General features: G+C 39.4%; 12 protein-coding genes and 2 pseudogenes. 6 read left to right on the top strand and 8 right to left on the bottom strand.

Annotation, left to right across the window (positions count from 1 at the left end):
• The 5 genes from H7N67_RS05485 to H7N67_RS05465 all read left to right on the top strand — a co-directional run bounded on the left by H7N67_RS05485 (position 1) and on the right by H7N67_RS05465 (position 7,270).
• Positions 1 to 1,539, top strand: a complete 1,539-nt coding sequence (locus H7N67_RS05485) for an NADH-quinone oxidoreductase subunit M (RefSeq protein WP_187939303.1) — start codon at positions 1 to 3, stop codon at positions 1,537 to 1,539.
• Positions 1,526 to 2,998: an NADH-quinone oxidoreductase subunit NuoN gene (gene nuoN / locus H7N67_RS05480; RefSeq protein ID WP_187939302.1), complete on the top strand. Its 1,473-nt coding sequence runs from the start codon at positions 1,526 to 1,528 to the stop codon at positions 2,996 to 2,998. Before H7N67_RS05485 ends, nuoN begins: the two co-directional genes overlap by 14 nt.
• Entirely contained in the window at positions 2,988 to 5,393 is a 2,406-nt protein-coding gene (locus tag H7N67_RS05475) for a DUF7494 domain-containing protein (protein WP_187939301.1), read from the top strand. Before nuoN ends, H7N67_RS05475 begins: the two co-directional genes overlap by 11 nt.
• Position 5,394: 1 nt before the next feature.
• Positions 5,395 to 6,771 (top strand): phosphomannomutase/phosphoglucomutase, encoded by a 1,377-nt coding sequence (locus H7N67_RS05470; RefSeq protein WP_187939300.1) that lies wholly within the window; start codon positions 5,395 to 5,397, stop codon positions 6,769 to 6,771.
• Between the two features lie 211 nt (positions 6,772 to 6,982).
• Positions 6,983 to 7,270 carry a hypothetical protein gene (locus H7N67_RS05465; RefSeq protein WP_042636282.1) on the top strand — a complete coding sequence of 96 codons (288 nt, stop codon included), beginning with the start codon at positions 6,983 to 6,985 and terminating at the stop codon, positions 7,268 to 7,270.
• A 354-nt stretch (positions 7,271 to 7,624) separates the two neighbouring features.
• Here the strand turns inward: H7N67_RS05465 and H7N67_RS05460 are convergent.
• The 8 genes and pseudogenes from H7N67_RS05460 to H7N67_RS05425 form a co-directional block, all read right to left on the bottom strand.
• Positions 7,625 to 7,876: pseudogene (locus H7N67_RS05460) on the bottom strand (hypothetical protein); the annotation flags it as partial.
• A gap of 208 nt (positions 7,877 to 8,084) precedes the next feature.
• The gene (gene trpA / locus H7N67_RS05455; RefSeq protein WP_187939299.1) at positions 8,085 to 8,873 is read right to left on the bottom strand and encodes a tryptophan synthase subunit alpha; all 789 of its coding nucleotides are present in this window, start codon (positions 8,871 to 8,873) and stop codon (positions 8,085 to 8,087) included.
• The gene (gene trpB / locus H7N67_RS05450) at positions 8,870 to 10,051 is read right to left on the bottom strand and encodes a tryptophan synthase subunit beta (RefSeq protein WP_187939298.1); all 1,182 of its coding nucleotides are present in this window, start codon (positions 10,049 to 10,051) and stop codon (positions 8,870 to 8,872) included. The genes trpA and trpB overlap by 4 nt, the downstream gene beginning before the upstream one ends.
• Positions 10,052 to 11,410, bottom strand: a complete 1,359-nt coding sequence (trpCF, locus tag H7N67_RS05445; RefSeq protein ID WP_187939297.1) for a bifunctional indole-3-glycerol-phosphate synthase TrpC/phosphoribosylanthranilate isomerase TrpF — start codon at positions 11,408 to 11,410, stop codon at positions 10,052 to 10,054. It abuts the gene before it with no gap.
• A complete protein-coding gene (trpD, locus tag H7N67_RS05440; RefSeq protein WP_187939296.1) occupies positions 11,403 to 12,410 on the bottom strand; it encodes an anthranilate phosphoribosyltransferase in 1,008 nt (335 codons plus the stop codon). Before trpD ends, trpCF begins: the two co-directional genes overlap by 8 nt.
• Positions 12,407 to 12,991 carry an aminodeoxychorismate/anthranilate synthase component II gene (locus tag H7N67_RS05435; RefSeq protein WP_187939295.1) on the bottom strand — a complete coding sequence of 195 codons (585 nt, stop codon included), beginning with the start codon at positions 12,989 to 12,991 and terminating at the stop codon, positions 12,407 to 12,409. The genes trpD and H7N67_RS05435 overlap by 4 nt, the downstream gene beginning before the upstream one ends.
• Positions 12,988 to 14,490, bottom strand: coding sequence for an anthranilate synthase component I (gene trpE, locus H7N67_RS05430; RefSeq protein ID WP_187939294.1), 1,503 nt, complete (start codon positions 14,488 to 14,490; stop codon positions 12,988 to 12,990). Before trpE ends, H7N67_RS05435 begins: the two co-directional genes overlap by 4 nt.
• A gap of 231 nt (positions 14,491 to 14,721) precedes the next feature.
• Positions 14,722 to 14,973 (bottom strand): annotated as a pseudogene (locus H7N67_RS05425) (glycosyltransferase family 9 protein); the annotation flags it as partial.
• Positions 14,974 to 15,149: 176 nt separating this feature from the next.
• Between H7N67_RS05425 and H7N67_RS05420 the strand changes: the two are divergent.
• On the top strand, positions 15,150 to 16,412 hold the full coding sequence (locus tag H7N67_RS05420; RefSeq protein ID WP_187939318.1) for a glycosyltransferase family 9 protein: 1,263 nt from the start codon (positions 15,150 to 15,152) through the stop codon (positions 16,410 to 16,412).
• Positions 16,413 to 16,519: the final 107 nt, after the last annotated feature.

Genomic DNA, 16,519 nt, shown 5'->3' with positions numbered 1-16,519 from the left:
ATGCAGTTTTTACATGCGCATCTTTTAAGTGTGGTGATCTTTTTCCCCATGCTGAGCGCGCTATTAGCGTTCTTTATGAGCGATCAAGCGAGCAGGGCGTATGCGATCGTCATTGCTTTGATTGAGTTGTTATTGGTCTTGTTGTTGTGGCATGGGTTTGATATTCAAACAGCAGGCATGCAGTTTGAAGAAATAAAAGAATTAGCTTATCAAATTGGCGTGAATTACCATGTGGGCGTTGATGGCATCGCGCTCTTTTTGTTGCTTTTAAACGCTATTGTGGTGTTATTGTCCGTGATTTATGTCAAAGAGCGTCGTAAAGACTTTGCGATTTGTCTTTTATTGCTAGAAGGGATCTTAATGGGCGTGTTTTCTTCTCTTAATGTGATCTTTTTCTACGCTTTTTGGGAAATCTCGCTCTTGCCGGTTTTATACCTCATCGGTCGTTTTGGCCGTAATAATAAGATCTATTCTGGCATGAAGTTTTTCCTCTACACCTTTTTAGCGTCGTTGTGCATGCTTTTAGGCATTTTATACATTGGGTATGACTACGCCAATAATTACGGCATGATGAGTTTTGATATTTTAGACTGGTATCAATTGAACTTTTCTAGCGAGATTAAAACCTGGCTCTTTGTGGCTTTCTTAATAGGGATTGCGGTTAAAATCCCGCTCTTTCCCTTACACACATGGTTGCCTTATGCGTATTCTAACGCCCCTACTTTAGGCTCTGTCATGCTTTCAGCCTTGCTTTCTAAAATGGGGACTTACGCCTTATTACGCTTCTTGCTCCCGCTTTTTCCTGAGCTTTCAGAAATTTATTTAACCCCTATAGCCATTGTAGCGCTGTGCATGATCATTTATGGAGGTTTTCTAGCCTACGCTCAAAAAGATTTAAAAACCCTCATCGCTTATAGCTCGTTCTCGCACATGGGAGTCGTGGTGCTTGGGGTTTTTTCTTTCAATGTTGAGGGGGTTTCAGGGGCGGTGTTTATGATGTTTGCGCATGGTGTTATCGTCATGGGGTTATTTTTGCTCGCTGGTATCTTGGAAGAACGCGCCAGCAGTTTAGAAATCGCTCGCTTTGGATCCATCGCTAAAAACGCTCCTATTTTTGCAGCCTTTTTTATGATCGTTTTAATGGCGAACGTGGGCATGCCTTTAAGCATTGGTTTTGTGGGAGAGTTTTTAAGCTTGTTAGGGTTTTTTGCCACTTACCCTCTTTTGGCTATCATTGCCGGGACAAGCATCATTCTGTCAGCGATTTACATGCTCACTTCATATAAAGATGTTTTCTTTGGTAATTTGAAAGCCGGGAACAATCAAATCAGCGTGTTTGAAGATTTGAACGCTCGTGAGGTAGGGGTTTTAAGCGTGATTTTAGCTTTGATTTTGATTTTAGGGATTTATCCTAAAATCCTTTTAAAACCGATTGAGCAAGGCTCTAAACAGCTTTTAGAGGTGATAGAAATCCGCTCGCTCCCCTTTTTAGGTTCATTGGATACTAAGATAAAAGAGGTCTCTTATGTTAATAGATAGTCTCCATATCTCTTTTGACAGCTTTAATTTTGAGAGCATTTTACCCATGCTGGTGTTGGTGTGTGGGGGGATTTTCACGCTCTTAATCAACGCTTTCACTTCCAGGTTTTCACGCAATTTGAATGTGTTTTTATGCATGCTCTTTTTGGTTTTGGATTTTTTGGTGGTTTTAGGGTTAGAAGAGCAAGAAAACGCCTTTTTTGGGTTTTTGAGCTTGGATACTCTCTCGCTCATCTCTCAAAGCATTGTCTTGATTTCAGCCTTTTTGCTCATTTTCTTAGCCCTTTCAAAAGAACGCTTCAACGAATTTCAGACCGCTGAGTTTTATTCCTTATACTTGTTTATTGTCGCTGGCTTTCAGTTTATGGTTTCAAGCAACCATTTGTTGTTAATCCTTATTGGGTTAGAGACAGCGTCCTTACCCCTTTGCGTGTTAATGGCGTTGAGCGACAAACGCTACGGCTTAGAAGCAGGGATCAAGTATTTCACTATGGGGGCAATGGCGAGCGCGTTTTTTGCTATGGGGGCTATGGCTTTTTACTTGCTTACAGGGAGCTTGAATCTTGAAGTCATTACCCTATACTTGCACACTGAGGGCGTTACAAACCCCATGCTCTTTGCGATGGGTGCTATTTTTTTGATTGGAGCGATTGGCTTTAAGGTTTCTTTAGTGCCTTTCCATACCTGGATGCCTGATGTGTATGAGGGCAATAACCCAGTCTTTGCAAGCTATATTTCCATTGTGCCTAAAATCGCTGGCTTTGTGGTAGCGACTCGCCTTTTTGGGGCGTTTATAGACACTCGCATCGCTTGGGTAGAAGACATTTTTTATGTTTTGATTCTTATGACTATCACCATCCCTAATTTCATTGCTTTATGGCAAGAAGATGTCAAAAGGATGCTCGCTTACAGCTCCATTTCGCATTCTGGGTTCGCTTTAGCATGCGTGTTTATCCACACTGAAGATAGCCAACAAGCGATGTTTGTTTATTGGCTCATGTTCGCATTCACTTACATTGGGGCTTTTGGTCTTTTATGGCTCTTAAAAAGTCGGGAAAAAACATGGGATGAACGCTACGATCACCCCTATTCTAAATTCAACGGCCTTATCAAAACCCACCCTTTAGTGGCGATCTTGGGCGCTATTTTTGTTTTTGGGCTTGCAGGGATCCCGCCTTTTAGCGTGTTTTGGGGGAAATTTTTAGCCGTTGAAAGTGCTTTAGAGAGCAATCACATTCTTTTAGCGGTGGTGATGTTAGTCAATAGCGCGGTGGCTGCGTTTTATTATTTCCGTTGGCTCGTGGCGATGTTTTTCAATAAGCCCTTACAAAGCTACGCTCAAAACGATATTTACACCCAAAACGCTACCATGCCCATTTATGCGGTCATTATTGCCATGGCGTTAGCGTGCTTGTTCTCTGTTTTTATGATGCGAGGGCTTTTAGAGTTTGTGGCTTAAGTCAAAAATCTTTCTTTTAATGGGCTTGCTCTCCCATTCGCTCAACGCCTTAAGCCTCACGCTCACGCAAGGCAAGGAAGGGGGGGAAGATTTTTCTGTTTTAACCTTACGACACAATAAGGCGTTTTCTTGTTTTTATACCAATGAAAAACCGCCGAGCGGGATTGAAGCCTCTCTATCCATTATACACGCTAAACGCCCCATAGAATGCGTGATAGACTCTATCCCTAAGGAGGGTTTTACCCCTTTAGAAAACGCTTTTTTCAATATCACCTATTCCATGCGCCAACAACAATTCATTTTACACATCAAACCCAAAGTGATGCGAAGGCTCACCCTTTTTTCTTTTGATAGGGATTATAAAAAAGCGATCCCCCTTTTTGTGGAAAACGACGCTAAAGCTAAAATGTGGCAAATCATAGGCTATGATCAAAAAATCCCTTTTTTGAGCGAAAAAGACAACGCTCAAAAAGGCTTGAATTTCCCCATTATCATTAAAGACGCTCAAACCCCTATCATTCAAGAGCTGGATGTGAATAACAAACCCCTACTCACCACAAAGGGCTATGACTTAAACGCTTATTTAGAGGCTAAAAAACAAATCAATTCGCAAGCCTATTTTGACGCCTTACGCACGATCAGTCGCGCGTTTAAAAATTACCCTCAAACGATTTTTAAAAAAGACTTGTATTTATTGGAAATTATCGCATTAGGTAAATTAGGCATTAAAAAATCCTTACTCATAGATATTGGCACCCAATGGATTAAAAATTACCCCACTGATCCTAATATCCCTGAAGCACTATACTATGTCGCCAAAGCTTTAGATGAAAACAATAACTACAAACAAGCTGTGCGCTATTACAAACGAATCCTTTTAGAATACAAAAACTCCCGCTACGCTCCTTTAGCCAAAATGCGTTTAGCCATTGAAGCGGCTGAAGGCTCTGATTTGAGCAGCGCTAACATGCTTTTTAAAGAAGCTTTTTCTAACGCCAAAGACAAAGAGAGTGCGAGTGAAATCGCCCTTAATTGGGCTGAAGCAGAGATAAACTATCAAAACTTTAATAACGCTAAATACCTCATTGATAAGGTAGTCCAATCCAACCCTGATTATCTTTCTCAACACAGCGAATCAGCCCTAGACTTGCTCAAGTTATTGAAAAAAAACCAGATGAATGAAAGCGCGATTGAGATCGCTCACTTGCTCCTCAATCAAGACGATGACTTGAAAGCTAAAGAGCAAGCGCTCTATGATTTAGGGGCGTTGTATGCAAGGATCAAGGATTTTAAAAACGCCCACCTTTATAATCTGCAATATTTGCAAGACCATGCGGAATTGGAGCGGGCTTCTGTCGTTAGAGCGCGCGATGAAAAAGCCCTTTTTTCAATGGAAGGGAACACGCAAGAAAAAATCGCCCATTATGATAAAATCATTCAAAATTTCCCTAATTCTAATGAAGCCCTAAAGGCTTTAGAATTGAAAGCCCAACTCTTGTTTGACAATAAGCGCTATGCTGAAGTTTTAGGCATGCAAAAAAATTTGCCTAAAGATTCTCCCTTGATCCAAAAAACGCTCAATATTCTTGCTAAAACCCCATTAGAGGATAATCGTTGCGAAGAAGCCTTAAAATACTTATCCCAAATCACAGCCTTTGAATTTAACCTCCAAGAAGAAATCCAAGCCTTTGATTGCTTGTATTTCGCATCGCTCAAAGAAAAAGCGCAAATTATTGCCCTAAACGCTTTAAAAGCGGCTAAAACCCCTAGCGAAAAATTAATATGGCTTTATCGTTTGGGGCGCAATTACTACCGCTTAGGGGATTTTAAAAATTCCACTCTGGCCTCTAAAGACGCTTTAACTCTCGCTCAAAGCTTGAATAAAAAAGAATTTTATGATATTGCTTTTGTTTTATTTTCAGATTACATGCAAAACAATGAAAGAGAATTGGCCCTTAATTTGTATGCATTTTTAGAAAAGCATTTCAAAGACGATAAACGCATGGCGTTGGTTTATTTTAAATTGCTAGAGAATGAAAAAGACCCTAAAAGCGTCAAAATTTATGCCACAAGCTTACTCAAACTCCAAGACGCTTACAAGGACTATTCTTACACGCCCTTTAGCGAATTTGCCCTTATTGACGCTTACAGAACCACTAAAGACTATTTAAAAGCGTTAGAAACGCTAGACAAACTTTTAAACCGCAAGCTTTCTTTAGAAGATCACCAAAAAGCCCTATACTTGCAATCCAGCTTATTAGATCTAACCCATCAAAAAGCAAAATCTAGAGCCAGTTTAGAAAAATGCGTTCAGTTAAAACAAAAAGATCAAACAAACGCATGGCAAAATTTATGCGAACAGGGTTTAAATTTATTCAAAAACAAGGAGTCATAACATGGACATTAGCATTTTTAGAGAATACGATATTAGAGGCATTTACCCCACCACTTTAGATGAAAAGAGTGCGTTTAGTATCGGCGTGGAGTTGGGGAAAATCATGCGAGCATGCGATAAAAGCGTGTTTGTAGGGCATGACGCAAGGGTGCATGGGCGTTTTTTGTTTGAAGCTTTGAGCGCGGGACTGCAATCAAGCGGCTTGAAAGTGTATGATTTAGGGCTAATCCCCACACCGGTAGCGTATTTTGCAGCCTTTAATGAAATCAATGGCATTAAATGCCCTAATTCTATCATGATCACTGGCTCTCACAACCCCAAAGAATACAACGGCTTTAAAATCACGCTCAATCAAAACCCGTTTTATGGCAAAGACATTCAAGCTTTAAAAGACACGCTTTTAAACGCCAAGCATGAAATAAACCCCCTAAAAGAAACACCAGAGAAAGCCAATGCCCTAGAAGCGTATCAGCGCTATTTGATCAAGGATTTTAAGCATTTAAAAAACCTTAAATACAAAATCGCCCTGGATTTTGGTAATGGCGTGGGAGCGTTAGGATTAGAGCCTATTTTAAAGGCTTTAAACATTGATTTTAGCAGCCTTTATAGCGATCCTGATGGGAATTTCCCTAACCACCACCCAGACCCTAGCGAAGCGAAAAACTTAAAAGATTTAGAAAAACACATGCAAGAAAACGCTATTTCTATAGGCTTTGCTTTTGATGGCGATGCGGATAGGATTGCGATGATAAGCTCTCATCATGTTTATGCGGGCGATGAATTAGCGATTTTATTCGCTAAACGCTTGCATGCTCAAGGCATCACCCCCTTTGTGATTGGCGAAGTCAAATGCTCTCAAGTGATGTATAACACGATTAATACCTTTGGTAAGACGCTCATGTATAAAACCGGGCATAGCAATCTAAAAATCAAACTCAAAGAAACCCATGCGCATTTTGCGGCTGAAATGAGCGGGCATATCTTTTTTAAAGAGCGCTATTTTGGCTATGATGACGCTCTTTATGCATGCTTAAGGGCTTTGGAGTTATTGCTTGAACAAGCCCCAAGCGATTTGGAAAACACCATTAAAAACCTCCCCTATTCCTACACCACGCCTGAAGAAAAAATCGCCGTGAGCGAAGAAGAAAAATTTGAAATCATTCATAACCTGCAAAAAGCGCTTAAAAACCCGCCAAGTCATTTCCCTACAATCAAAGAAATCATCAGCATTGATGGCGTGAGGGTGGTTTTTGAACATGGTTTTGGGCTTATTCGTGCAAGCAACACCACCCCCTATTTAGTCAGCCGCTTTGAAGGCAAGGATGAAATAACGGCGTTAGAATATAAAAGGGCGTTACTCAATTTGCTAGAGAAATAAGGCTCTAAACCAGTCAATACCAATCAAGCCTTATTTGGCTTAATAAACGCTTTAAGTTTTAAAAAAGATCAAAATAACTTAAAGCTAACAGCCATGTCTTTCTAAAAAGATTTGTGAGTAAGCCCCCTAGTTATCCAAAAATTGAACGCTACTTAAGCTAAGCCTAAGCCTATTATAATGAAAAGTATTAAATTAATCGTAAAGGATTTTAATGGATAACAACAAAAATAACAACAAAAACGCTTCTCATCTCACTCACGAAATGAAAAAGGAACACGGAGGTCTTTTAGAAGCAAGCAAAAAAGCTGAAATGCAACCAATCTTTAAAGCATTATGGAGTATAGCTCAAGAAGAAAAAGAAGGATATAAACAAGCGGCTGAAGGATATAAAAAGGCACTTGAAGCAAAAGAAAAGATGGATGAAATCGTAAATGCTTTAAAAACAATCAACCATGACAATAACATAATAGACATAGAACCCGAAGACGAAAAGGACTGAGTAATCAATAGTTCTTTTTAAAAGCATTATAAAAAGCTTATGGCTTGGTATGTATGAAACCTTTTTTATTATCAAAATACCTGCGATTTTAGCCGCTATCAACCACACTACAAGGCTACTTTTATATTGTTGTTAGGCTTATGGCAGTATTTCCTACGCTAACGCCATAATAACGCGCATGCAATAAAACCTGATGATGATTGTTAGTCTATAATCTTTAATTTTTTGACGCAACAATAGGGTAAAGGCTTATAAAGATTTTAGCACAAATAATAGTGGCTCCCTAACTAACCACAAAATCTCTTATTGTCATACAGCCATGCTATCTGTTTGATCCTGTCTAACAAAATCCGCTCATAAGAACTTTTGATACACCAACACTACCGATTTAGGTTCAGAGCTAAGGCTAAAAAAACTATCTGTGGCTTCATTGAGCGAGCCAGAAAAGAGCGTTTTTAAACGCAAGTTTTTTAAGGGGTATTTGAGATTTTTGGAAGTGAATTGGGCTTTAAGATCCAAGCTAAAAAGCGAGATTTGTTCCCCTTTAAAACTGGGCAAGGTAAAAGGGGTTTCTAACACCCTAAAAAGACCATAGTCGCTTACGGCTTAGTATATGAAAATCAGCCTTTTTTATTATCAAAATGCCTACGATTTTAAACCGCTATCAACCACACTACAAGGTTGCCTTTATATTTTGTTGTTAGGCTTATGGCGGTATTTTCTGCACTAACGCCATAATAACGCACATGCAAAAAAGCTTGATAATTGTTAATCCGTGATCTTTAATTTTTTGACGCAACAAAACCTAAAAGCCTTAAAAAATCATTTCTCCTATAAACCCTTTAATTTTTTCTAGCATGGCGTTTTCATTGTTTAAATTTTCTTCTATGATTTTGACTAACGCTGAACCGCAAATCACGCCATCAGCGCCCATGCCTTTAGCGTTTGTGATGTGTTCTTTTTTAGAAATGCCAAAGCCCAGTAAGGCCGGGGTGGGGCTAAAGGCTTTTAAGGTTTTGATGATCGTGCTTGCATCGTTCTCTAGAGCATGGCTTATCCCTGTAACCCCACTCCTGGCTAAAGTGTAGATATAGCCTTGCGAATGCATAGCGGCTTGTTCTAAATCTCTACTGCTCGCATTAGGGCTGGCGATAAAGATTTGTTTGATTTGGTGTTTTTGAGCGGATTTGATGACTAATTCTTTTTCTATTAGGGGCATATCCGCTATTAAAACGCTATCCACGCCGCATTCTTTGATTTGAGCGTAAAAGCTATCCACGCCATAAGAAAAAATGAGATTCGCATACGCTAAAAGCCCTATGGGAATATCATGGTTGTAGCCTCTAATCTTTCTTAAAAGCTGGAAATTTTTAGCCATGCTAGCGTGTTTTAACGCCCTTAAATGGCTCGCTTGTATAATAACGCCATCCGCTACAGGGTCTGAGAAAGCAAAACCCAATTCTAAAGCGCTCACCCCGCTAATAATTAGGGTTTTAATGATTTCAAAACTCCATTCATAATTAGGATCGCCCAAGGTTACAAACGGGATAAACGCCATTTTTTCGTGTTTTTTTAAGGTTTCAAACATGTTTTGATACCTCATTTTAAACCTCCTTTTAAAGCGTTATAAACGGTGCTTAAATCCTTATCCCCCCGACCGCTTAAATTCACTACAATAATGCTTTCTTCTTCGCATTTTTGAGCGAGCTTTAAGGCATACGCTAAGGCATGCGAACTCTCTAATGCCGGGATAATGCCTTCTTTTTGGCATAACAACCTGAAGGCTTCTAGCGCTTCAGCATCGCTTGCGCTTTCATAAACCGCGCGCCCAATCTCTTTTAAATAGCTGTGTTCTGGCCCCACTCCTGGATAATCAAGCCCGGCGCTAATGCTATGGCTTTCTGCAATCTGGCCTTCATCATCTTGTAAAAGATAGGTTTTATTCCCATGCAAAATCCCCACACGCCCCTTATTCAAAGTCGCCCCATGCTTATTGGTTTCTAGCCCTAAACCGGCTGGCTCTACGCCTATGAGTTTGACCTCTTGATCGTTTAAAAACGCGCTGAATATCCCTATAGCGTTAGACCCCCCTCCAACGCATGCGATAATGTAATCAGGCAAGCGGTTTTCTTTTTCTAAAATTTGGCTTTTAACCTCATCGCCTATCATTTTTTGAAAGGTTTTAACCATTGTAGGGTAAGGGTGTGGCCCGGCGGCTGTGCCTAGCAAATAATGCGTGTCCTTGTAACTGCTCACCCAATCTCTTAAGGCTTCATTCACAGCGTCTTTAAGCGTCGCGCTCCCTGAATTAACCTCTCTCACTTCAGCGCCTAATAAGCGCATTCTAAAAACATTCATTTCCTGGCGCTTGATGTCTTTAGATCCCATAAAAATCACGCATTTCAAACCCAATAACGCGCAAGCGATAGCCGTCGCCACGCCATGCTGCCCAGCGCCTGTTTCAGCAATAATCCTTGTTTTCCCCATTTTTTTCGCTAAAAGGGCTTGCCCTAAAGCCTGATTAGTCTTATGCGCCCCGCCATGGATTAAATCCTCTCGTTTGAGATAAAGCTTAACTTTAGGGTTAGAAACGATATTTTGACACAGGGTTAAGGGGCTAGGACGGCCCACAAAATCTTTTAAAAGACGAAAATATTCTTTTTGGAATTTTTCATCTTTTAAACACGCATCAAACGCCTGTTCTAACTCTCTTAATGCAGGCACTAACAATTCTGAAACAAAACTCCCTCCAAACTCCCCAAAATACGCTTTTTTATTCATTTAATACTCTCTTAAAATTCGGGCTAATCGCTTGATTTTATCCTTATTTTTAATCCCGGGGCTTATTTCTAAACCGGAATTGAAATCCAAACCCAACGCTTTAATTTTCAAGGCTTTTTGAATATTATCCAAATTAAGCCCACCAGCTAGCATGAAAGGCGTTTTGACATTTTCTAAAATTTCCCAATCAAAACTCACGCCATTGCCTCCCATTTTATCCCCTTTAGTGTCGTATAAGATTAGAGAGGCCTCTTTAGTTTTAGGCACTAAATCTTTAGCGTTCACCACGCTCACTACTTGCCAGATCGCACAAGTTTTAGGGAGCGATTTTTTTAATTGAGCGATTTCTTTTTGCGAATAGCCATAAAGCTGCACCGCTTTTAAATCAAGCTTTTTAGCGATTTTTTGAATTTTTTTAATGCCATCTTTCACAAACACGCCCACAAAATCCAATTTTTTAACCGCTTTTGTGATTTTTAGGGCTTCTTTAGGCTTGATGTATCTGGGCGAAGATTTTTCAAAAATCAAACCCCCATAAATGAAATGGTTTTTATAAACGGCTTTAGCGTCTTTAATCCTTGTAAGCCCGCACACTTTATTTTCGCCTAAAATCAATTTAATGCATGCTTTTTTCAAATCTTTTTGTGCCATTAAAGAGCTACCCACTAAAAAGCCATTCACATAAGGGGCTAGGGCTTTGATTTGCGCATGCGAATAAATACCGGACTCGCTCACCACGAGCGCGTCTTTAGGCAAAAGGGGGCGTAATTCCAGCGTGTGGTTAATATCGGTTTTTAAGGTGTGTAAATCCCTGTTATTGATGCCTATAATGTCGTATTGGAGTTTGAGCAAGCGCTCAATTTCTTGCTGGTTGGAAACTTCAGTTAACACGCTCATGTTTAAGGATTTGGCGAGGTTGAAAAGCTCTAAATAATTTTTATCATCTAACGCGCTTAACATTAAAAGCACCGCATCAGCTCCCATCATTCTAGCGAGTTTGATCTGAAAAGCGTCAATGATAAAATCTTTACACAAAATAGGCTTGGTGGAATGCTGCGAGACAATTTTAATGTTTTCATAAGAGCCTAAAAAATGTTTAGAATCGGCTAAAACTGAAATACAAGAGGCGAATTTTTCATAAGTCTTGGTTATTTCCAACAGATCAAAATCTTTTCTTATTAAACCTTTAGAGGGCGATGCTTTTTTGCATTCTAAAATAAAGCTGGTCTTTTTTTCCAATAACGCTTTTTTAAAATCCCTGTCGCTTGGGGTTATGTTTATCGGTAAAGCGTGATTTTTTTTGAGATCAGAGACTTCTAGGAGCTTGTCTTTAAGGATGTTTTCTAACACGCTAGGCATGGCTTAGCCTTATGATTTTTTGCAAATGCGTATAAGGCGCTTTGGTTTTTAAATGCTCTAAAGTCATGCTCACACCCTCTTTTAAATCTTTAGCTTTATGGCTTAAATACAACAAACTCGCCACATTCGCCGCAACCACCATCGTGTGCGAATTTTTGCCTTTATTTTCTAAAATATCTAAACACGCTTGAACGCTTTCTTGTGCGTTTTCAATCTGCAATTCTTTCAAATCATAGGGGGGCAAATCAAAATCTTTAGCGCTCAAGTCATACTCTAAAATTTTGTTATTTTTCAATTCACACGCATGTGTAATGTCATGCAACACGATTTCATCTGTCCCCCCTCCATTAATTACCATCGCCCTTTTAACGCCTAAAGCCTTTAACGCTAGCGCCATGGTCTTGCACAAGGATTTGTCATACACGCCTAAAAGCTGGATTTTTGGCCTTAAGGGGTTGATTAAAGGCCCTAAGCAATTAAAAATCGTTTTAGTGAAAAGCTCTTTTCTTAAAGGGGCGGATTTTTTAAAACTTTGATGGTATAAAGGCGCGAATAGAAACCCAAAACGCGTTTGTTTGAAGCAATTCTCTAATTGCGTGGGGTTCATTTCAATATTCACGCCTAAATTTTCTAACAAATCCGCACTCCCGCTATGACTGGAAACGCTCCTTGATCCGTGTTTGGCCATAGATAACCCCATAGAGCTGGCAATGAGCGCGGCAATCGTGCTGATGTTGATCGTTTTTAACCCATCGCCTCCTGTGCCGCAATTGTCTATTAAATCCAAGCCGCTGTTAAAAGGCTTAGGGGCATGCTCTAAAAGCGTGGTTGCAGCGACGCTAATCTCCTTAAAACTTTCGCCCTTGATTTTTAAAGCGCATAAAATGGCCCCAAGTTGAGCTGGGCTTACTTTTTCGTTGATAATGAGGGTGAATAACTTTTGGACTTCTTTATCGTTTAAGTCTTTTTGATGATAAAGGGTGTTTAAAATATCTTTCATGATAACCCTCTCAAAAACCCCACGCTTTGCTCTAACAACGCTCTCCCTTGTAAAGTCATGATGCTTTCAGGGTGGAATTGATAGGCTAAGATTTTATCTTCTTCATTGACAATAGCCATAGGAATATTGTCATGCTCAGCGATCACTTCTAAATTTTTAGGCAACCCGCTTGCCATTAAAGAATGGTAACGCCCCACCACCATGCTCTCCCCTAAACCTTTAAAAACGGCATGCTTTTTGAGCGCGATAGTGGTCGCTTTGCCATGCACGATTTCTTTGCTCCTTATGATTTTAGCCCCATAGCTTTGTGCTAAAGCTTGCAAGCCTAAACAAACCCCTAAAATAGGGAATTTCTTTTTAGCCATTGTAATGATTTTTAAAAGATTGCCTGAACTATTAGGGTTACCAGGCCCGGGTGAGATGAACAATAAGGGGGTTTTTGATTCTTTATGCATCAAATCCATAAGATAACTCGGATCAATATCGTTTTGATAAACGGCCACTTCATAACCCAAACACTCTAATTCATACACCAAGTTATAAGAGAAAGAATCAAAATTATCTATAAAAAAGATTTTCATAAGCTTGTTTTCCTGATCGCATCAATAAGGGCTTGCGCTTTGGCTCTTGTTTCATTCGCTTCATTTTGCGGCACGCTGTCTAACACGATACCGGCTCCCGCTTGGATCACGGCCCTATTGTTTTTGACAAAACATGAACGGATAGTGATGCAAGAATCCATAGAACCCTCGCTGTTTAAATACCCCACGCTCCCCCCATAAGAGCCTCTCCTTTGCTTTTCTAATTGGTAAATGAGCTTGATCGCAGAGATTTTAGGCGCCCCGCTAAGCGTGCCGGCGTTCATAAAGCTCCTGTAAGCATGCAAACTATCGCACCCTTTTTTCAATTCCCCCACAACCCTTGAGACTAAATGCATGACATTGGAATATTTATCCACTTTTAAAAGCTTGTCGCAATAGCGTTTTTTTGAAACTCTGGCCATGTCGTTTCTGGCTAAATCCACTAGCATGATGTGTTCAGCCCTTTCTTTATAGTCGTGTTGCAAATCAAACTCCATTTTACTATCCAAATCATAATCAATATTCCCTTGTTTGTCCTTACCTCTTAAACGAGTGCCAGCAATGGGATAAATTTCAGCCGTGTTGGTTAAGGCGTTGTATTTTAAAGCGCTCTCAGGGCTTGCCCCAAAAAGGATAAAATCGCTGTCTTTGATATAGAACATATAAGGGCTAGGGTTAGAGAGTTTTAAATGATAATACGCGCTCAAACCCTCCAAGCACTCCATATAAAAGCTGCGCGACAACACCGCCTGGAAGATCTCGCCCTTTTTGATTTCTTCTTGTAAGGATAGCACCCTTTTTTCAAACTCGCTATCATCGCAATTAGCACTAACTCCTGTGCTTTGCTTAGCTTTTTTAGGGATAAAATCGCTTTTAATGTTTTTAGCCAACTCTTTTAAATCCTGCAACTCTTTAGCTATCTCTGTTTTAAAGCGTTCATCAAAACACGCCCCCAAGATTTCAGCGCTTTTTTCTTTATGGTCTATGATGATCAAATTTTGCGCAACGAAAAAAATAAAGTCATGCGCTGTGTTGTCTTGTGCTTTTAAGTGGGGCAAGTCTTCAAAAAAATTGAGCATTTCAAAAGAAAAAACGCCCGCGCTTAAAAGCGTAAAGGGGTGTTTGGGTTTTGTTTTAACGCTTTTAAAAAGCCCCCTTAAAGCGTCAAAAGGGCTAGGCTCAAAGAGTTTTAAAAACTCATCTTGCGTTTTTTTGTTTTTGGTGTAGGTTAAAATTAGGGCATTGTCTTGTATAGGCGTTTTAAAAAACGCGCTCAATTTTTGCAAAAACGCCCCGCCATTAGGCGTTAGGCTAGTGATAGTTACGATATTGTGGTTGCAAATCAGCTTCAAACAGGCTTTAGCCATTAAAAGGGATTTGGTGTGCGCTTTGCTCTCAATCTCAGCGCTTTCAAAAAGCAAGGTGTGCTGTTGCTCTAATTTTTCATAAAGAGCTAGGGGATAGGGAATGTAAGGGGCTTTTTCTATGAGACTGATCATTAATTTCTTTACGCTAAAAATAAACTCGTATTTTACAAGAAATAGATAAATGAACGCAAAATCTTATTAGCCTAGTTGGTGCGAGAGCTAATCTAGCTTAAATTCAAATTGAATCCCTCAAGGTTCAATTTATGAGGAAATTAGAAATTTTAATTAGGAATGCGAAAAACCACTTTAATCAGATTAAACTTTTGAGTATTGTTAAGGTTGCTTGTGTGGTGCTTATTGTCGTTATCTTTCTTGCGTGTGGCAAGAAAGATTGGGTGCGATAAATTCAATAATATTCTCGCTTTCTTTTTTGATGTCAATCAAACCCATATCGTTTGAGCCATTAGGCGGGGTGATGCCTAAAAAACGCTCATTGAAAGGCCGCCATCTGGCAATAGAAGCGCTGAGTTCGTTAGGATAAAACCCAATAGATTGGTTGTCAAACAAAGCGTTCACATGCAAAGGGCCTGAAGCGTTCCCGATATAGACGGACAAAAAACATGTTATACTAAAAGATAAATTTTTTTTTAGGTTTGATGATTTTATGATATTTATTTTGAAACTACTATATATATATATATATATATATTTGCATACTACTATTACCTATTGTGCTGTTATACGCTTATTTTAACCAAAAGACTTCTGATTGGTCTTTAAGGCTCTTTAAAATAACGCAACGCCTAATTGACAAGCTGCTTTCTATCACCCCCATTAAACGCCAAAACGCCACAGAAAAAGCCTTGTGCATTGTGAGATTGGATGTGGTGGGCGATTATCTTTTAACCCGCAATTTTTTTGCCCCTTTCAAAGAGCATTACAAAGATTATAAGATTGTTTTTATTGGCAATTCAATCATCAAAGGTTTGAGTGTGGTTGCCGATAGCCCTTATGTTGATGAATTTATTTTCTTAGATCATTCAATTTGGAATGGATATAATCAATACGCTCACGGCAAGCAACATACTTTTAAATTCTTGCGTTATTTGCTCAAATTTTTTATTAAGCGTTACAATGAATTGTTGATGCTTAAAAAAACGCATTACGAGATTGCCATTAGCCCCATTTTGCCTTGGGGTGACATTTTAAGAGATGATATAGTGATGAAACACTTAGACGCTTCTTTTAAGGTTAGCGTAAGGCATGAACCTTTTGTGGATAGGGGCCATCATTATGTCTATGTTAGCGATGGGAAAATCAGTCATTTTTACACCCATCTTTTCAATATCCCTAAGGTGAGCAAATTCTTATTTGAATTCCATCAAGACTTATTTTCTGCTTTTTTCAAAACTTTTAAAGGAGTGGATTTAGCTCCTGTATCTTTTGGCATGGAATTGCCACCATCTTCAGTTCTCAAAGAAAGTTCGCAAAATTTACTCAATGGTTTGAGTTCTCGCTATGGCGTGTTGAATTTGGGATCAAGCGATTTTTTTAGGTGTTATAGGTATTTTAATAGGATTGTGCGTTATTTGAATGAAGACATTCAGCTAGTGATTTGCGGGACGACGCCCACAGAAGCAAAAGAAGCTGCTAAATTGGTAAAAGCTCATAAAAATGCCATATCGTTAGTAGGGAAAACTAGCTTATTGGAATACGCCTATATCATTAAGGGTGCTGAATTTACATTAGGAAATGAATCAAGTATCGCTCATTTTGCAGCGGCTCTTAAAGTGCCTTACATCTTTATTTTAAGCAATGGCAGTTCTTATGCAACCTTTCACCCTTATCCTAGAACGCTTTGCACTACCCATCATGTGATTTATCCCACCGAATTTGCAAATCTTAGAGAATCAAAGAAAATTTGGGAACAACGAGATGTGAATACGATAAAGCCTAGCGCTGTGATAGCAAGCATCAAAGAGCACGCCCCACATTTATTAAAAGAGAACACTCCTGATGATATTGATAAAGATTGCTTCATAGAAGAAGTGTGAAGCAGTCCAAACAACGCCATCTATTATTCTAACGCCGTTTTCCATCCTTGCTTTTAGGGTGGCTGACTAGATAAGGGGTGTAAATAGAGATTGTAATTATGTAATTA

The sequence above is a fragment of the Helicobacter pylori genome (genome assembly GCF_014498195.1).
Lineage (GTDB): Bacteria > Campylobacterota > Campylobacteria > Campylobacterales > Helicobacteraceae > Helicobacter > Helicobacter pylori_DO.
The sequence above is the reverse complement of the archived record's forward strand: the minus strand, read 5'-3'. Positions and strand labels throughout refer to the sequence as shown.